Here is a 17,713-nt window from a genome sequence, read left to right as displayed (position 1 = left end):
TCGGTTCCGCCCGCTGCGTCGCTCCCGTTCCGACAGCGCGTCGTCGGCGATCCGACCTGGACATGGAGGAGTTTGCTTGCATTCGCGCTGAAACCAGGCTTCTGCATGGGTGCGCCCGCGCCCGCGGGCGCGCGCCCGACAGCCGCCATGGATCAAGCCACCGCTCCGCTCCTCGCTCGCCTCCCGCCGTCATCTCACGACTTCACGGCCGACGACCTGCTGAACGGCTTCCTCGACTACGTCGCCGAGCGGGGGCTCGAGCTCTACCCGGCGCAGGAGGAGGCCATCCTCGAGATCTTCGGCGGCAAGAACGTGATCCTCAACACGCCGACCGGCTCGGGCAAGTCGCTCGTCGCGGCCGCCATGCACTTCAAGGCGATCGCGGAGGGGATGAAGTCGTACTACACGTGCCCGATCAAGGCGCTCGTCAGCGAGAAGTTCTTCTCGCTCTGCAACGACTTCGGCCCCGAGAACGTGGGCATGTTGACGGGCGACGCGGCCGTGAACCGCGACGCGCCCATCATCTGCTGCACGGCGGAGATCCTCGCGAACATCGCGCTCCGCGAGGGCGAGAAGGCGCTCTGCGACTACGTGATCATGGACGAGTTCCACTACTACTCGGATCGCGATCGCGGCGCGGCCTGGCAGATCCCGCTGCTCACGCTGCCGCAGGCGAGGTTCCTGCTCATGAGCGCCACGCTCGGAGGCACCGAGTTCTTCCAGGAGGAGATCACGCGCCTGACGGGCGAGCAGACGGCCGTGGTCAAGTCGACCGTGCGCCCGGTGCCGCTCGACTTCGAGTACCGCGAGACGCCGCTCCACGAGACCGTCGCGACCCTCGTGAAGAGCGGCAAGGCGCCGATCTACATCGTGAGCTTCACGCAGCGGGGCTGCGCCGAGGAGGCGCAGAACCTGATGAGCCAGGACTACTGCACCAAGGAGGAGAAGCGGGCGATCACCGCCGCCCTCGCGGGCGCAGGGCCGGGGTCCGCGTTCGGGGGCCCCTTCAAGTTCTCGAGCCCCTACGGCCGCGAGGTGCAGCGCTTCGTCAGGCACGGGATCGGGCTCCACCACGCGGGGCTCTTGCCGAAATACAGGCTGCTCGTCGAGAAGCTGGCCCAGCAGGGGCACCTCAAGATCATCTGTGGCACGGACACGCTCGGCGTCGGCGTCAACATCCCCATCCGAACGGTGCTGTTCACGAAGCTCTGCAAGTTCGACGGCGAGAAGACGGCCATCCTGAGCGTGCGTGACTTCCAGCAGATCAGCGGCCGGGCGGGCCGGAAAGGGTTCGACACGCAGGGGAGCGTCGTCGCCCAGGCGCCGGAGCACGTCATCGAGAACATGAGGCTCGAGGCGAAGGCGGGGAACGACCCGGCCAAGCGGCGGAAGATCGTCAGGAAGAAGCCGCCGGAGAAGGGCTATGTGCACTGGGACCGGCAGACGTTCGAGAAGCTGATCCAGTCGCCGCCCGAGCCGCTCGTGTCCCGGTTCCAGGTCACGCACGGCATGCTCGTCAACGTGCTCGGGCGCGAGGAGGGCGGCTGTCAGGCGCTGAAGCGGCTCATCCGCAGCACCCACGATCGGCCGGCGGTCCGGCGCCAGCACGGGAGGACGGCGATGCTCCTCTTCCGCTCGCTCGTGGAGGCGCGCATCATCGAGTTCGTCCCCAGGGAAGACGGGCCGGGCAAGCGCATCCGCATCAACGCGGATCTCCAGGAGGACTTCTCCCTGAACCACGCGCTCTCGCTCTACGTGCTCGAGACGGTGGGCAAGCTGGATCCCGACAGCGGCACGTATCCGCTCGATCTCTTGACGCTCGTCGAGTCGATCCTCGAGAACCCCGATCTCATCCTGCAAAAGCAGCTCGATCGGCTGAAGACAGAGAAGCTCGCGGAGCTGAAGGCGGCGGGCGTGGAGTACGAGCAGCGGATGGAGGAGCTCGAGAAGCTCGATTATCCGAGGCCGAACCGCGAGTTCATCTACGGGACCTTCAACGACTTCGCGCGGCGGCACCCCTGGGTAGGGCAGGAGAACATCCGCCCGAAGGGCGTGGCGCGCGAGATGTACGAGCAATACCTGTCGTTCAGCGAGTACATCCGGGAGTACAACCTGGAGCGGGCGGAGGGGCTGCTCCTCAGGTACGTCTCCGAGGTGTACAAGGCGCTCGTCCAGACGGTGCCCGAGTACGCGAAGGACAGCGACACCATCGACATGATCGCCTATTTCCGGGCGCTCATCCGGGGCGTGGACTCGAGCCTGCTCGACGAGTGGGAGCGGCTGCGCGACCCGTCGTTCCAGCCGCGCTCGGCGGCCCCGGGCGGCGCCGGGGAGCCGGCCGCGTTCGACGTCACGCGGAACGTCAAGGACTTCACGGTGCTCGTGAGGAACGAGCTCTTCTTCTTCCTGCGCGCGCTGGCCCGCCGCGACTACGAGGTCGCCTCCGAGATGGTGGAGGGGGAGGAGGCGCCCTGGACGGCGGAGCGGCTGGACGAGGCGCTCCGGGGCTATTACGCGGAGCACGCCGCGATCCGCACCGATCCGGCGGCCCGGAGCCCGAGCAACACGATCATCCACCCCGCCGAGGACGGCGGCTCCTGGGTGGTCCAGCAGATCATCGCCGATCCGGAGGACCACAACGACTGGATGCTCGACTGCAAGGTGGATATCGATCGCTCGCGCGACGCGGGGCGGCCGGTCATCGTGCTCCGGCGCATCGCGAGCTGAGAGCGCGCTCGCGTTGGCTACGGCTCGACTCGAGTCCCCTTGAGCCGGTAGCCCACGCCGGGCTCGGTGATCAGGATCTGCGGTCGCGCCGGGTCGCGCTCCAGCTTGTGCCGCAGCTGCGCCATGTAGACGCGCAGATAGTGTGTCTGCCCCGCGTAGGCAGGGCCCCACACCTCGCCGAGGAGCTGGCGGTGCGTCAGCACCTTTCCGGCGTGTCGGATCAGCGTCGTGAGCAGCTTGTACTCGATCGGTGTCAGGTGGATCTCCTCGCCGCCCCGCAGCACGACCCGGCGCGCGAGATCGACATCGACGTCCTGCACCTTGAAGGTTGAGCTCTCCGCCTTCGCCGCGTGGGCGGCGTGGCGCAGGGCCACGCGCAGCCGCGCCAGGAGCTCACCCGCGCTGAACGGCTTGGTCAGGTAATCGTCGGCGCCGCCGTCCAGCGCGTCGATCTTGTCCTGCTCCTGGCCGCGGGCCGACAGCACGATGATCGGGACAGCGGTCCACTCCCGGAGCCGCCGGGTCACCTCCAGGCCGTCCATGTCAGGGAGCCCGAGATCGAGGAGCACGAGATCCGGATTGCGCGTCGTCGCCTGGGCGATGCCCTCGGCGCCCGTCTCCGTCTCCACGAGCCGGTAGCCGCGGGCCGCCAGCATCGCGCGCAAGAAGCGGCGCATCTGCGGCTCGTCCTCGATCAGCAGCACGAGAGGAGACGCTTCCGCCATCGCCCACCCACGATATCAAGCGCCCGCGGCCGCCGGCAGCTCCGGGGCGGCGAGGTGCGGCGGGCGGCCCTCGATGGGCAACGTCACGCGGAAGACCGCGCCCCCATGAGGCCGATCCTCGGCCGTGATCTGTCCGCCGTGCGCGGCCACGATGCCGCGGCAGATGGTGAGGCCGAGGCCGAGGCCGCGCTGCGTCTGGCCGCGGCCTCGGTGGAATTTCTCGAAGATGGCCTCCTCCTCGCCGGGCGGTAGGCCCGGACCGCGATCCGCGATCTCGAGCATCGCCGTGCTCCGCTCGGTGAACCCCCGGATCCCGATCGGGCTGCCGGCCGGCGAGTACTTGAGCGCGTTCTCGAGCAGGTTGATGAGCACCTGCTCCATCAGCACGCCATCCATCGGGACGAGCTCCGTGGCCCGGTCGAGCTCGATCGAGACCTCCCGGCCTTCCAGGCGCTCCTCGACCCGGTTCAGCGCTGCCCCCACGATCTCCTCGAGCGGCAGCCACTCCTTCTTCACCGCGAGCGCGCCGGACTCCAGGCGCGTCATGTCGAGCAGGTTGCGCACGAGGCGCTCGAGCCGCTGCGCCTCCTCCAGCACGGTCTGCGTCAGGTCGCGCCGGGCCGCCGGGTCGAGCGCGGCCCCCTCGTCGAGCAGCGCGCCCGCGACGCCGGTGATCGTGGCGAGCGGCGTGCGCAGGTCGTGCGAGACCGAGCTCAGGAGGGCGTTGCGGAGCTCCTCCGCCTGGGCGTGGAGCTGCGCGCGCTGGGCCTGCCGCGCGAGCAGGGCGCGCTCCAGCGCGAGCGACGTCTGCGTGGCGAAGGCGCCGAGCAGCTCGCGCCGGCCCAGGTCGAGGGACTGCCACGACCCGCGCGGCCGGACGCTGAGGACGCCGATCGGCCCGGAGGACCCCTGGAGCGGCAGGTGCATCGCGCCCGCGCTCGGGAGCGTGTCGGTCCCGGCCCCCGCGACCTTGCCGCGCGCATACGCCCACTCCGCGACAGCCCGCTCCTGCTCGCCGGCGACAACGCCCTCCGCCGTCCCCGCGCAGACGGCGAGGCGGCCGTCGGGGCCGGGCAGGAGGACCACCGCATCGGCCTCGAAGACGTCGCGCACGTGGCGCGCCGCCGCGAGGCTGAGCTTGTCGGTCTCGCGCAGGGCGGTCAGCTCCCTGCTCATCGCGTAGAGCGCCGCTGTGCGCTGCTCCCGCTGGCCGGCGCTCTCGGCGTCGCGGCGGATGCGCACGGTGAGGCCGGCGATGATCAGCGCCACGAGCAGCATGATCGCGAACGTGACGAGGTACCGGAGGTCGCTGACGACGAAGGTCAGGTACGGCTTGACGAAGAAGAAATCGAAGGCCGCGACGCCGAGCACCGAGGCGAGCACCGAGGGGCCTCGCCCGAAGCGGCTCGCGACGAAGACGACCCCGAGCAGGTACACCATGATGAGGTTCGCCAGGTCGGAGGACGGGTGCATGACCCACGAGACCAGCGTGCAGAGCGCCACGACGCCCGCGCTGAGGGCGTAGGCCAGCGGCGCGACGCGGCGCCGCTCCGGCGACCCGACCTCGGACCGCTGCGCCTCCGCCGTCCCCTGGATGACGTAGACGTCGATGTCGCCGCTCTGGCGCACGAGATCGTCGAGCAGCGAGCCGTAGACGAAGTCCTTCCAGCGAGGGTGGGTCGGCTTGCCGACGACGATCTTGCTGACGTTGTGCTGCCTGGCGTACCGCAGGACCTCCCCGGCGACCTGAGCGCCGTGGAGCTGGACCGTGGTGGCGCCGAGGCGCTCGGCGAGCGCGAGGTTCCGGTCGACCCGCCCGCGGTCGGCCTGGGAGAGCCGCGCCTGCGCCGGCGTCTGCACGGTGACCGCGTGCCACTCCGCCTTCAGGCTGCCGGCCATCCGCCGCGTCGCCCGGATGAGCCGCGCCGACATGGGGCTCGGCCCCACGCAGACGACGATCCGCTCGGCGACGGCCCACGTCTTCTGGATGCCGTGGGCGCGCATGTAGCCGCGCATCTGATCGTCGACGCGCTCGGCGGTGCGCCGCAGGGCGAGCTCGCGCAGGGCGATCAGGTTGCCCTTGCGGAAGAAGTTGCTCGCCGCGCGCTCGATCTGCTCCGAGAGGTAGACCTTGCCCTCGCGCAGCCGCTCGAGGAGGTCGTCCGGCGGGAGGTCGATGAGCTCGATCTCGTCGGCGCGCTCGATCATCGAGTCGGGCACCGTCTCCCGGACCACGACGCCGGTCACCTGGGCCACGACGTCGTTCAGGCTCTCGATGTGCTGGACGTTGACGGTTGTGTAGACGTCGATCCCCGCGTCGAGGAGGTCGATGACGTCCTGCCAGCGCTTCGGGTGCCTGAGCCCCGGCGCGTTCGTGTGCGCGAGCTCGTCGACGAGGAGGAGCTTCGGGCGGCGCTCCAGCGCGGCCTCGAGGTCGAAGTCGCGCAGCGTCCTGCCGCGGTGCTCGACCTCGATCGCCGGCAGGCGCGGCAGCGGCGGAGGCCCGCCGAGGAGCGCCTCCGTCTCGGCGCGCCCGTGCGTCTCGACCCACCCGACGACGACGTCGACGTCTTCGGCGTGGAGCGACCGCGCCGCCGCCAGCATCGCGTACGTCTTGCCGACGCCGGGCGCAGCGCCGAAGAAGATCTTGAGCTTGCCCTTCCCCTCGCGCTCCTCCTCCTCGCGGGCCGCGGCGAGCAGCGCCTCGGGATCCGGCCGGTCTTCGCGTGCGTCCGCCACCGCTCGCGCTCTCCTCAGCGGGCGCCGTCGAGGGCGAGGTTCAGGAGCAGCACGTTCACGTGGGGCTCGCCGAGGAGGCCGAGAAAGCGCCCCTCGGTGTGCCGCGCGACGAGCCGGCGCACCTCGTCGTCTCCCAGGCTCCGCGCGCGCGCCACGCGCCGCACCTGGTACTCCGCCGCCGCGGGGCTGATGTGCGGATCGAGGCCGCTGCCGGAGGCGGTCACCAGGTCGACGGGCACCGGCGCGGCGGCCTCCGGATCCGCGGCGCGGAGCGCCTCGATCCTGGCTTTGACCGCCTCGGCCAGGGCAGGGTTCGTGGGCCCGAGGTTGCTCCCGGCAGAGGCCTGCCCCGCGTAGGGGACGGGGCTCGTCGCCGAGGGGCGGCCCCAGAAGTAGCGCGGATCGTTGAACGGCTGGCCGAGCAGGCTCGATCCGACCACGCGGCCGCCCTGGAGCACGAGGCTGCCGTTCGCCTGGTGCGGGAACGCGGCCTGCGCGACGGCGGTCGAGAGCAGCGGGTAGGCGAACCCCGTGAGGCCGGTGAGGACGAGGAGGAGGACGAGGGCGGGTCGCAGGTGCGCGAGCATGGCGTTCTTTCCTTGGGAGCTCAGGCGAGGCCGAGGGCGGAGAGGAGGAGATCGATCCCTTTGATGCCCACGAACGGCGCGATGAGCCCGCCGAGGCCGTAGACGAGCAGGTTCCTGCGGAGCATCCGCTCCGCGCCGACGGACCGGTAGCGGATGCCCCGGAGCGCGAGCGGGATGAGCGCGACGATGACGAGCGCGTTGAAGATCACCGCGGAGAGCACGGCGCTCCGCGGCGTGGCGAGCCCCATCACGTCGAGCCGCCCGAGCGCAGGATACGTCGAGACGAAGGCCGCCGGGATGATGGCGAAGTACTTCGCGACGTCGTTCGCCAGGCTGAAGGTCGTGAGCGCGCCCCGCGTCATCAGGAGCTGCTTGCCGATCTCGACGATCTCGATGAGCTTGGTCGGGTTCGAGTCGAGATCGACCATGTTCCCGGCCTCCTTCGCGGCCTGGGTGCCCGTGTTCATGGCGACCGCGACGTCCGCCTGCGCCAGCGCGGGGGCGTCGTTCGTCCCGTCGCCGGTCATGGCGACGAGCCGTCCGCCCATCTGGTAATCGCGGATGAGCGAGAGCTTGGCCTCGGGCGTGGCGTGCGCCAGGAAGTCGTCGACGCCGGCCTCGGCGGCGATGGCGGCGGCGGTGAGCGGGTTGTCGCCCGTGATCATCACCGTCTTGATGCCCATGCGCCGGAGGTCGCCGAAGCGCTCCTTGATGCCGCCCTTCACGATGTCCTTGAGGTGGATGACGCCGAGCACGGCGCTGCCCTCGGCGACGACGAGCGGCGTGCCGCCCTTCCGGGCGATGGCCTCCGTCGCCGCCCGCACCGCGGGCGGGACCGCGCCGCCCTTCTCCTTGACGTAGGCCTCGATCGCGTCGACGGCGCCCTTCCGGATCTCGCGCGCGCCGCTGTCGACGCCGCTCATCCGGGTCTGCGCGGTGAAGGGGACGAAGCGGGCGCCGAGGGTCGAGAGATCGCGCTCGCGCAGGCCGTACCTCTCCTTGGCGAGCACGACGACGCTGCGCCCCTCGGGGGTCTCGTCGGCGAGCGACGCGAGCTGCGCGGCGTCGGCGAGCGCCTGCGCCCCGATCCCGTCCGCCGGGATGAGCTCCGTTGCCTGCCGGTTGCCGAGCGTGATCGTGCCGGTCTTGTCGAGCAGCAGCACGTCCACGTCCCCCGCGGCCTCGACGGCGCGGCCCGACATGGCGATGACGTTCGCCTGGATCATGCGGTCCATCCCGGCGATGCCGATGGCCGAGAGCAGCCCGCCGATGGTGGTGGGGATCAGGCAGACGAGCAGCGCCACGAGCACGGCGATGCTGATCGGCGCTCCCTGTCCTGCCGCCCGGACGCCGTAGATCGAGAACGGCAGCAGCGTCACGGTCGCGAGGAGGAAGACGATGGTGAGCGCGGCGAGCAGGATGTCGAGCGCGATCTCGTTCGGCGTCTTCTTCCGCTTCGCGCCCTCCACCATCGAGATCATGCGGTCGAGGAACGCCTCGCCGGGGTTTCTGGAGATGCGGAGGATGAGCCAGTCGGACAGGACGCGCGTCCCGCCGGTGACAGCGCTCCTGTCGCCGCCGCTCTCCCGCACCACGGGGGCGCTCTCGCCCGTGACGGCGCTCTCGTCGACGGACGCGACGCCGACCACGATGTCGCCGTCGCCGGGGATGATCGCGCCTGCCTCCACGAGCACGAGGTCTCCTCGCCGGAGGCTCGACGCCCGCACGGTGGTCTGCGCCGCGTCGCGCTCCGGGGCGGAGAGCTTCACGGCCTCGACGTCGCGCCGCGCCTTGCGGAGCGTGTCCGCCTGCGCCTTTCCGCGCCCCTCGGCCATGGCCTCCGCGAAGTTCGCGAAGAGCACGGTGAACCAGAGCCACAGGGAGATGGCGAGGACGAACCCGGCCGGCGCATTGCCCTGGCGCTCGCGCTGAAAGAGCGCGTGCACGAACAGGGCCGTGGTGAGCGCGCTTCCGGCCAGGACCACGAACATCACCGGGTTGCGGACCTGGTGGCGCGGGTCGAGCTTGCGGAACGCGGCGACGATCGCCGGCCTCAGGATCGCGGGGTCGAGGAGCGGCCTCGCCGCGGTCTTCTTCCCCTCCACGTCGCGGGACGGGTGGCGTGACCTCGGCGGCGGCGACAGCTCGGGGAGCACGGGAGCAGGCGCGCCGCGCCTGGGGCTCGACTCGCCGATGGGATGAAGGTCCATGGTCATCGGGTCATCTCCAGGTGCTCGACGATCGGCCCGAGCGCGAGCGCGGGGACGTACGTGAGCGCCCCGACGAGCACGACGGTGCCTGTCAGGAGCGCGACGAACAGCGGTGTGTGCGTGGGCAGCGTGCCCGGGCCGGCGGGGACGAGCTTCTTCCGCGCGAGCGAGCCCGCGAGCGCGAGCACGGGGACGATCAGCGCATAGCGGCCGACGAGCATCGCGACGCCGAGGGCGGTGTTGTAGAACGGGCTGTTCGCGCCGAGGCCGCCGAAGGCGCTGCCGTTGTTGTTCGCGCCGGACGAGAACGCATAGAGCACCTCGCTGAACCCGTGCGGCCCGGGGTTGAAGACGCCCTTCCGCCCCTCCTCGGTCATCACCGCGACGGCGGTGCCGAGGAGGACGGTGATCGCGGGGAAGAGCACGACGAGGGACGCCATCTTCATCTCGAACGCCTCGATTTTCTTGCCGAGGTATTCCGGCGTGCGGCCGACCATCAGGCCGGCCACGAAGACGGCGATGACGACGAACATGAGCATGCCGTAGAGGCCGGAGCCGACCCCGCCGAAGACCACCTCGCCGAGCTGCATGAGCCAGAGCGGCACGAGCCCGCCGAGGGGCGTGAAGGAGTCGTGCATCGCGTTGACCGAGCCGTTCGAGGCCGCCGTTGTGGCGGTCGCCCAGATGGCGGAGCTCGCGATGCCGAAGCGCGCCTCCTTCCCCTCCATGTTGCCGCCGGCCTGGAGCGCGCTCGCCGCCTGATCGACGCCCAGGCCGGAGAGGGCAGGGTTGCCCGCCTGCTCCGAGGCGATGCAGGCGACGAGGAGGACCGCGAAGATGGCCGTCATCGCGGCGAGCACCATCCAGCCCTGGCGCCTGTCGCCCACCATCCGGCCGAACGTGTGGCAGAGCGCGGCGGGGATGAGGAGCAGCGCGAGCATCTCGAGGAAGTTCGAGAGGGCCGTGGGGTTCTCGAGCGGATGGGCCGAGTTCACGTTGAAGAAGCCGCCGCCGTTCGTCCCGAGCTGCTTGATCGCGATCTGCGACGCCGCGGGCCCCATCGGGATCACCTGATGAACGACCGCGCTGCCGCCCTGGTCCTTGACGGCCTGGAGCAGCGACGCGCTCTGGTAGCCCCCGAAGCCCTGCACGACCCCCTGGGACACGAGGAGGACGGTGAGCAGGAGCGAGAGCGGCAGGAGGATGTAAAGGGTGCTCCGGACGAGATCGACCCAGAAGCTCCCGACGGTGTCCGCCGTCTTCCGTGTGATCCCGCGGATCAGCGCGACGAGCACGGCCATCCCGGTCGCGGCCGAGACGAAGTTCTGCACGCCGAGCCCGGCCATCTGCGTCAGGTAGCTGAGCGTCGACTCGCCGCCGTACGCCTGCCAGTTCGTGTTGGAGGCGAAGCTCGATGCGGTGTTGAACGCGAGATCGGGCGGGACGGCGGCCATCCCCTCCGGGTTCAGGGGCAGGGCGCCCTGGAGCCGCTGGAGGGCATAGACGGCGACGAGCCCGGCCAGGTTGAACGCGAGCACGGCAAAGGCGTAGTCCTGCCAGCGCATCTCCTGATCCGCGCGCACGCCCGCCGCGCGGTAGATGAGCCGCTCGACCGGCCCGAGCACGCGGGCCATGAGGCCCCGACCGCCCTGGTAGACCCGCGCCATGTAGAGGCCGAGCGGGACGGAGAGGCCGATGAGGACGGCCAGGTAGATCGCGGCTTGCAGCGCCGCGCTGGCGGTCATGACAGGCTCTCCGGCTTGAGGAGGGCGAAGAGCAGATAGAACAGCAGGCCCAGGGCGAGGATGGCCGAGATACAGATGAACGCGATCATGGCGCTCAAACCCTCTCACAGAGCTTGATGAGCCCTGCGAACAGCGAGAACAGGAGGAGCGTCAGCCCCATGTAAACCATATCCATGGCGACCTCATCGGCCGCACCGGGCGTGCCTTCGTCCGTGCCGGCCGAGCGGGACTGAACGTAGTGCTCCGCGGGTCAAAGGGCCGTCAAGATGGGGGAGGGGCGCCGTCAAGAAAGTATCAAGACGAAGGTGAGCTCGCGCGCCCCGCCCGGCTCGCCCGCGGCGCGCAGCGCTGTTTGACATCTCCGTGGCGACGGGAGAGATAGCGGCCATGCGACGTCCGCTGCTCCCCGCGCGCTTTGGGTTGCTCTCCGTCCTCTCGGTCGCCGCGTGCGCCCCGCCCACCGGCTCGTCCCCGCCGAGGGCCGCCCCGCCCGCCAAGGCCGCCCCGGCCGGGGCCGCCGCGGCGGTGAAGCAGGCCGCCCTGCCGGAGAGGACGCGCATCGCCGGGCCGGAGGCGAGCCGGATCACGTATGCCCACCTCGGCCGGCAGCCGCCGCTCGGAGCGCGGCTGCCCAGGGCGATCCAGTACGCGCCCGGCGGCAAGCTGATCACCTACCTCCAGCGGCAGGCGGACGGGCCGGAGCAGGCGCTCTTCGCCTTCGACACAACGTCGCGCGAGATTCGGCAGCTCGTCGCCTCGGGCGATCTGCTGAAGGACGCGAAGCCGCTGTCGCGCGAGGAGGAGCTCCGCCGCGAGCGACAGCGCATGTTCTCCAAGGGGATCACGGCCTATTCGTGGGCGAAGCGGGCGGAGGTCGCCCTCATCCCCTTCGGCGGCGACGTCTTCTTGCGCGACTCGCGCGATCCGAAAGGCGCGATCGCGCGGCTCACCGACACGCCCGAGCCGGAGATCGATCCGAAGGTGTGCGACGGCGGCGAGCGCGTCGTGTTCGTGCGCGGGCGCGAGCTCTTCATGATCGACGTCGCCTCGCGCCGCGAGACGGCGCTGACCCGGGGGGCGCCCGAGGGGGTCTCGCGCGGCCTGAGCGACTTCAACGGTCAGGAGGAGTTCGATGAGCCGAGCGGCTTCTGGATCTCCCCCGGCTGCGACCGGGTGGCGTACCTGGAGGTCGACGAGCGGCAGGTCGAGAAGGTGCCAGTCCTCGGCTTCCGCGGCGGCAAGGAAGATCTCATGATGGCGCGTTACCCGCGCGTCGGCGGCAAGAACCCCCGCGTCAGGGCGGGCATCCTCGATCTCGCCACCAGAAAGACGACATGGCTCACGTGGAAGGGGGGCGACGGCGAAGGCGAGCGCTACCTCGGCCGGTTCGCCTGGGCGGAAGACGGCAAGGCGCTCTGGTTCCAGACGCTCTCGCGGGACCAGAAGCGCCTCTCGCTCCTCCGCGCGAGGCCGCGCTCGGGCGAGGCCGCCGAGGTCGTCGTCGAGACCTCGCCGACCTGGGTGGACTTCGCCGACATGCGGCTCCTCGAGCGCTCGCCGAGGTTCGTCTGGTCGACCGCCGAGAGCGGCCATCGCCACCTCGCGCTGCGGGACGCCGACTCGGGCGCCGAGATCGCCAGGCTCACCGAGGGCGACTGGGACGTCACCTCGCTCCTTCCGCCGGACGAGGAGCGCGGCCTCGCGCGCTTCGTGGCGACCAAGGAGCGCCCGACCGAGCGCCATCTCTACACCGTGCCGCTCGCGGGCGGCGAGGTGAAGCGGCTCACGTCCGACCCGGGGATGCACCAGATCACCGTGGATCCGAGGGGGCCGGGGTACGTCGAGCTCCACGCGGCCCTGGATCGCCCGTGGAAGGGGGCGGTGAGGGGCGCGGACAACGCCGAGGTCGGCGCGCTGCCGGCGCCCGTGGACCGCGAGCTCGCGGAACTCGAGCTGCGCGCCCCCGAGATCGTCGAGGTGCGCGCCGCGAGCGGCGACACGCTCTACGGCGCGCTGCTCGCGCCGCGGAGGATCGAGCCCGGCCGCCGCTATCCGGTCGTTGTGAGCGTGTACGGGGGGCCCGGCGTCCAGACGGTCTTCAACTCGTGGTCTCCGTGGCTCCTGTGGAATCACCTCGCGGATCGCGGGGTGGTGGTCTTTCAGCTCGACAACCGCGGCTCGGCGAACCGCGGGCGCGCGTTCGAGTCGGCCATCTACGGGCGCCTCGGCGAGGTCGAGCTCGCCGATCAGATCGCGGGCCTCGATTTCCTGAAGACGCTGCCTTACGTCGACGCGGGCCGCGTCGGGATCTACGGCCACAGCTACGGCGGCAGGATGGCGCTGGACGCGCTCCTCATGGCGCCGGACCGCTTCCACGTGGGCGTCGCGGGATCACCGGTGACCGACGATCGGCTGTACGACACGGGCTACACGGAGCGCTACATGGGCCTCCTCGACAAGGACGCCGCGCGGTACGAGGCGACCGATCTCACGAAGCGCGCGGGCAACCTGCGCGGCAAGCTGCTCCTCATGCACGGGCTCATGGATGAGAACGTGCACTTTGCGCACACGGCGAAGATGATCGAGGCGCTGATGGCCGCGGACAAGCGGTTCGACACCCTGGTGTTCCCGGGCGAGCGGCACGGTTACCGGTCGCCGGCCGCGAGCCATTACGCGAACCGCGCCATCGTCGAGTACCTGACAGAGCACCTCTGATCGCCGCGCGCCGCGCCCGGCCGGCGCGCTGCCCGCCTCGTCGGCGTGGCGCGCGGCGGCCTGCGAATCGCATGCGCCCCGGTCGGAGGGATGTATGAAGAAGCTTGCACAGACGAACAGAGACAAGGCCATCGACCTGCTCAGCGAGCGGCTGACCTTCGAGCGCGCAGGCGTCAAGCTGTACGACTCCATCGTGGAGAAGATCGGCCGCGCGGCCGATCCCTTCCTGATGGCCCGGCTCGGCGAGCTCAAGGAGCACCGGGACCAGGAGAAGGAGCACGAGGAGTGGCTCGAGGCGCAGATCCGCGCGCTGGGCGGGGACGCGCACGCCGAGACGGACATGTCGCGGCTCATCACGGTCGAGTCGCGAGGCATCGAGCAGATCGTGCTCGACGGGGACATGAACCCGACCCACCTCTTCCACGCGCTGCTGACCGCGGAGCTCGTCGACAACTCCGGCTGGCAGCTGCTGCTCGAGCTCGCCGACGAGGCGGACGACAGCGAGGCGAGGCAGGCGTTCCGGCGCCGCCTGCACGAGGAAGAAGATCACCTGATCTTCACGCGCAAGGTCGTCGAGCGGCTCACCCGCAAGGAGCTGCTCGGGCCGCCAGGCGAGCTGTTCACGACGGCGCACCCGGCGTGATCCGGCGCCGGGCGGCGCGTATGGCGGAACCAGCGTGCTAGGCCCGCTTCGCGGCGGCGGCCTTGGCGGGCTTCGCAGCGGCCTTGGCGGGCTTCGCAGCGGCCTTGGCGGGCTTCGCAGCGGCCTTGGCGGGCTTCGCAGCGGCCTTGGCGGGCTTCGCAGCGGCGCCCCTGGCCGGCTTCGCGGCAGGCGCGGCGGCCGGCTTCCTGGCCCAGATCTTCTCGATGTAGGCGGTCGCGTCGGGCGTCTTGCAGTTCGTCTCGCCGTGGTCGATCTCGACCTTGCCGATGCGCCGCGCGGCCGTGAGCGCCTTGCCGCGCAGCGGCTCGTTCCGCGCGCCGATGCTGATGAGCGCGCTGTTCATCCCCTCGCGGGCGCGGTTCCTGGCCCTGTGGATCGACGCCTCGATCACCGAGAGCCGCTCCTCGAACAGGCTGTCGGGCAGCGAAGGGTCCTCGGTCGCGAGCAGGCCGAGGAGCGTCCAGCCCGCGCGGCCGATCCACTCGTCGTTCGACGCGGTCCAGCGCGCCATCGCGTCCCGGGCGAACGGCGTCTTCAGCGCGATCCGCTTCATGAGCAGGTCGATGAGCACCGGAGAGCGCAGACCGTCGAGCCACGCCTCGAGCTTGTCCCAGGTGAAGCGCTCCGGATCGGCGATCGTCACCGCCAGCGTCCTCGCGTCGGCGTTGCCCGTCGCCCAGAGCGCCTCGGCGAGCTCGTGGTCGCGCTTGATCCGCTTCTCCAGCGCGTTCATGTGGGCGAAGCTCACGCCGAAGAGCGGATCGGTCATCCCGTGGCGCCGGTACACCTTGCGGTTCTGCTCGGTGCCGAGCCGCTCCAGCTCGCCCATCACCTCGGTGACATCCATGGGCCACACCTAGCCCTTCTGTCCATCGTGCGCCATTGCGCGCTCGCCCGGCCGCGCCCGCCATGGCGCCTCGGCTCGGTCCGCTCCGCGAGCGACCGCTCACCCCGTCGGCGGCAGCCGCCCCCCGGGGCGCGGCGGGCGGGCGCTCCTCGTCGATCCGTTGCCCGTACCGGTGCCCAGCAGCGCCCGGCGCACCAGGGTGCCCCGCTCCTCGGCCACCCGGGCTCGCTCCTCGTAAGGACCACGCCGACCACGCGGTCGCCGTACGCCGCCGCCGCGGTCCTGAACAGCGGGTCCACGGCCGGCCTGTGCCCGTTCTCGCGCGCGCTGTGCACCACGCGCACCAGGCCGTCCTCGAGCAGGAGGTGGTTGTCCATCGGCGTGACGTAGACCCGCGATGATGTCGTGTTCCGGCACAAGTGCGCCTCGCCGGGGAGGAGGAGAAGAGGAGGGAGGAACGACGCGGCCCGCGCGCAGGCGCCGCCTACGAAGGCGGGCGGATCACCCGCGCCACGGTGGAGAGGAGCACGCCCATGCTCGCCGGCTTCTGGATCACGGCCGCCGCCGAGAGCTGCTCGGCCGCTGCCCGGAGATCATCGGGCGTCCGCGCCGAGAAGAGCACGATGGGCGGTCGATCCGACACGCCCTGCAGCCGCTGGATCAGCTCCTCTGTCGTCGCGCCGGCCACGGTCAGGTCGACCAACGCGGCGTCGTAGCGCCGCTCCGTCATCGCGGCGATCGCCTCGTCGGCGGTCTCGGCCGACTCGACGGCATAGTCGGCCATCCCCAGCAGCTCCCGGAGCATGTTGCTCGAATCCAGGTCGTCTTCGACCACCAAGATCGTCGCCTTCATGGGCCTGGTCCCTCCCCGCAGCGCCGCTCGACCGGCCGCGCGTGAGCGCAGGAGAGCGGGGTCGATTCAGCGCATCCGTCGTGTGCTTGTCCGTCCTCTATCAGAGGCAACCTGACCGTGAAGGTCGCCTCCTTGCCTTCCGTGCTGCGCACGAAGCTCTGGCCGCCGTGCGCCCTGACGATCTCCCTGCAAATGAAGAGCCCGAGGCCCATGCCTCCGCCGGCGGATTGGCCAGCTCTCTCCACCTGGTAAAAGCTCGAGAACAGATGAGGCAGGTTGGCCTCGCGCTCACGAGATCGTCGACCAGCCGCGCGAGGCGGTCGCTCTGGGTGCGGGCGAGCGATGCGAAGCGGTGAAGGCGTGGGTCGCCGTCCCTGGGGAGCAGGCCGAGCAGCATGTCGAGGTAGCCGTGGAGGGGCACGAGCGGCGTGCGGAGCTCGTGGCTCGCCATCGCGATGAAGCGATCCTGCAGCTTGCGGAGGCTCCGGTCCGTGATGTCGCGGATCGCCGGAGCCGACGCAGGATGGCCGCCTGCTTGTACTTCCTGAAATCGATCCCGCTCCGCTCGCGCACGAGATCGAGGAGCTCCTGGAGCCGCTTCTCGTCGTCCGCAGGGGGCTCGAGTGCGGAAGAGCATGTCGACGGACGGCTTGGGTCGATCGGTGTTGTCGGGCCGGAGCCGGAGCTCATGGTCGCTGATCTCCACGTCGCGCCCCGATGGCACGACATAAACGACGCCGTCTTCGAGCGGGGAGACCGTGGCGACGCTGCGGACGGGCTTCACTGACAGCCGCAAGAGGATGGAGTGAAGAGCTGGTGATTCGCTGGAAGAGCTCGCGATTCGCTCCAAGAGCTCGCGACTCGCGGGGCGCCCTCGTGGGCCATTGCGCGCTCGTCCAGAATTTTGTCATGCAGAGTTCTTCCGGGGGGCGCCTGTCGGCGCGGCGCGGGCGCGAGAGGCGCAGACCGCGCCGGGGGCGGCGGGCCGTCGGCGGCCTTGGCATCGTCGCGGAGCGCTGTCACGACCGGTGGGGAGCCGTGCTACGGGGGCGATCCGCGATGCGTTCGACCGCGAGGGCGACGAGCGGTACTCTCTCCAGGAGGAGCGACGCATGGCCTTTCAGAGCGACACCTCGTTCGTCCCGATCCCGCCGCCCGGCGAGGACGAGCTGCCGTACGACGACGGGGAGCCGATGGAGTCCGAGCGGCATCCCAAGCAGATGGACCTCCTCATCGAGGCGCTGGATCTGCTGTGGAAGGAGCGCGACGACGTGTACGTCGGCGGCAACATGGCCGTCTACTTCAGCGATCTCCAGGCGAAGAAGAACGACTTTCGCGGGCCGGACGTCTTCGTGGTGCTCGACACGGTGAGGCGCGAGCGCAAGTCCTGGGTCGTCTGGCAGGAGGACGGAAGGACGCCCGACGTGGTGATCGAGCTGCTCTCCGAGAGCACCGAGACGGTCGATCGGACCGACAAGATGCGGATCTACGCGAAGCTCCTGCGCGTGCCCGAGTACTACCTGTTCGATCCGTTCACGGGCGTCCTCGAGGCCTACGCGCTCGATCTCGCCACGATGGCGTACGCGCCCGTCGCGCCCGGAGCGGGCGGCGACGTGGCGAGCCCGCGGCTGCACCTCGGGCTCGGCGTTCGCCGCGGCACCTACCACGGCCTCGAGGCCGACTGGCTGCGCTGGCTCGACCCAGAAGGGCGCGTGGTGCCCACGGGCGAGGAGCAGGCGCGGGCCGCCGACGAGCGGGCACGCGCGGCGCAGCACGAGGCGACGCTCCTCGCAGCGCGGCTGGCCGAGTACGAGCAGCGGTTCGGCAAGCTGCCCGGCGGCGGCTAGCTCTGGTCGGAAGCTGCCGGGAGCCTCCCGGGAGAGCTGAAGCTCGACCCGGAG

13 protein-coding genes and 4 pseudogenes are annotated in these 17,713 nt (G+C 70.7%); 4 read left to right on the top strand and 13 right to left on the bottom strand.

Annotated elements, in window-relative coordinates:
• Nucleotides 1-147: 147 nt before the first annotated feature.
• Nucleotides 148-2,727 (top strand): DEAD/DEAH box helicase, encoded by a 2,580-nt coding sequence (locus tag POL72_RS01855; RefSeq protein ID WP_272093243.1) that lies wholly within the window; start codon nt 148-150, stop codon nt 2,725-2,727.
• Between the two features lie 17 nt (nt 2,728-2,744).
• Here POL72_RS01855 and POL72_RS01850 read toward each other — a convergent pair whose 3' ends face one another.
• From POL72_RS01850 to kdpF, 6 genes are read right to left on the bottom strand one after another with little or no spacing between them, the layout of a single operon-like run.
• Entirely contained in the window at nt 2,745-3,452 is a 708-nt protein-coding gene (locus POL72_RS01850; RefSeq protein ID WP_272093241.1) for a response regulator, read from the bottom strand.
• Between the two features lie 15 nt (nt 3,453-3,467).
• Entirely contained in the window at nt 3,468-6,191 is a 2,724-nt protein-coding gene (locus tag POL72_RS01845) for a DUF4118 domain-containing protein (protein WP_272093240.1), read from the bottom strand.
• 14 nt (nt 6,192-6,205) lie between these two features.
• Nucleotides 6,206-6,778 (bottom strand): potassium-transporting ATPase subunit KdpC, encoded by a 573-nt coding sequence (gene kdpC, locus POL72_RS01840; protein ID WP_272093239.1) that lies wholly within the window; start codon nt 6,776-6,778, stop codon nt 6,206-6,208.
• A gap of 20 nt (nt 6,779-6,798) precedes the next feature.
• Nucleotides 6,799-8,994, bottom strand: a complete 2,196-nt coding sequence (gene kdpB / locus POL72_RS01835) for a potassium-transporting ATPase subunit KdpB (protein ID WP_272093238.1) — start codon at nt 8,992-8,994, stop codon at nt 6,799-6,801.
• Complete coding sequence (gene kdpA / locus POL72_RS01830; RefSeq protein WP_272093237.1) at nt 8,991-10,733, bottom strand: potassium-transporting ATPase subunit KdpA; 1,743 nt, start codon at nt 10,731-10,733, stop codon at nt 8,991-8,993. Before kdpA ends, kdpB begins: the two co-directional genes overlap by 4 nt.
• A complete protein-coding gene (gene kdpF / locus POL72_RS01825) occupies nt 10,730-10,822 on the bottom strand; it encodes a K(+)-transporting ATPase subunit F (protein ID WP_272093236.1) in 93 nt (30 codons plus the stop codon). The genes kdpA and kdpF overlap by 4 nt, the downstream gene beginning before the upstream one ends.
• A gap of 298 nt (nt 10,823-11,120) precedes the next feature.
• Between kdpF and POL72_RS01820 the strand changes: the two genes are divergently transcribed.
• Together POL72_RS01820 and POL72_RS01815 are read left to right on the top strand one after the other, a co-directional pair.
• A complete protein-coding gene (locus tag POL72_RS01820) occupies nt 11,121-13,448 on the top strand; it encodes a S9 family peptidase (protein ID WP_272093235.1) in 2,328 nt (775 codons plus the stop codon).
• A 94-nt stretch (nt 13,449-13,542) separates the two neighbouring features.
• A complete protein-coding gene (locus POL72_RS01815) occupies nt 13,543-14,091 on the top strand; it encodes a DUF892 family protein (RefSeq protein WP_272093234.1) in 549 nt (182 codons plus the stop codon).
• A 37-nt stretch (nt 14,092-14,128) separates the two neighbouring features.
• Here POL72_RS01815 and POL72_RS01810 read toward each other — a convergent pair whose 3' ends face one another.
• The 7 genes and pseudogenes from POL72_RS01810 to POL72_RS51515 all read right to left on the bottom strand — a co-directional run.
• Nucleotides 14,129-14,959, bottom strand: a complete 831-nt coding sequence (locus POL72_RS01810; RefSeq protein WP_272093233.1) for a DNA alkylation repair protein — start codon at nt 14,957-14,959, stop codon at nt 14,129-14,131.
• A 245-nt stretch (nt 14,960-15,204) separates the two neighbouring features.
• Nucleotides 15,205-15,378: pseudogene (locus POL72_RS51530) on the bottom strand (chemotaxis protein CheB); the annotation flags it as partial.
• Nucleotides 15,379-15,443: 65 nt separating this feature from the next.
• Complete coding sequence (locus POL72_RS01800) at nt 15,444-15,812, bottom strand: response regulator (protein ID WP_272093232.1); 369 nt, start codon at nt 15,810-15,812, stop codon at nt 15,444-15,446.
• Nucleotides 15,809-16,087 (bottom strand): ATP-binding protein, encoded by a 279-nt coding sequence (locus POL72_RS01795; RefSeq protein WP_272095899.1) that lies wholly within the window; start codon nt 16,085-16,087, stop codon nt 15,809-15,811. Before POL72_RS01795 ends, POL72_RS01800 begins: the two co-directional genes overlap by 4 nt.
• A 29-nt stretch (nt 16,088-16,116) precedes the next feature.
• Nucleotides 16,117-16,269: pseudogene (locus POL72_RS51525) on the bottom strand (histidine kinase dimerization/phospho-acceptor domain-containing protein); the annotation flags it as partial.
• A gap of 56 nt (nt 16,270-16,325) precedes the next feature.
• Nucleotides 16,326-16,502 (bottom strand): annotated as a pseudogene (locus POL72_RS51520) (hypothetical protein); the annotation flags it as partial.
• Nucleotides 16,435-16,662 (bottom strand): annotated as a pseudogene (locus tag POL72_RS51515) (chemotaxis protein CheB); the annotation flags it as partial. The pseudogenes POL72_RS51520 and POL72_RS51515, both read right to left, overlap by 68 nt.
• 262 nt (nt 16,663-16,924) lie before the next feature.
• Here POL72_RS51515 and POL72_RS01790 point away from each other — a divergent pair.
• Nucleotides 16,925-17,659 (top strand): Uma2 family endonuclease, encoded by a 735-nt coding sequence (locus tag POL72_RS01790; RefSeq protein WP_272093230.1) that lies wholly within the window; start codon nt 16,925-16,927, stop codon nt 17,657-17,659.
• Nucleotides 17,660-17,713 lie beyond the last annotated feature (54 nt).

It is taken from the genome of Sorangium aterium, assembly GCF_028368935.1.
In the GTDB taxonomy this organism is placed as follows: Bacteria; Myxococcota_A; Polyangia; order Polyangiales; family Polyangiaceae; genus Sorangium; species Sorangium atrum.
This window is presented reverse-complemented; position numbering and strand designations above follow the sequence as displayed.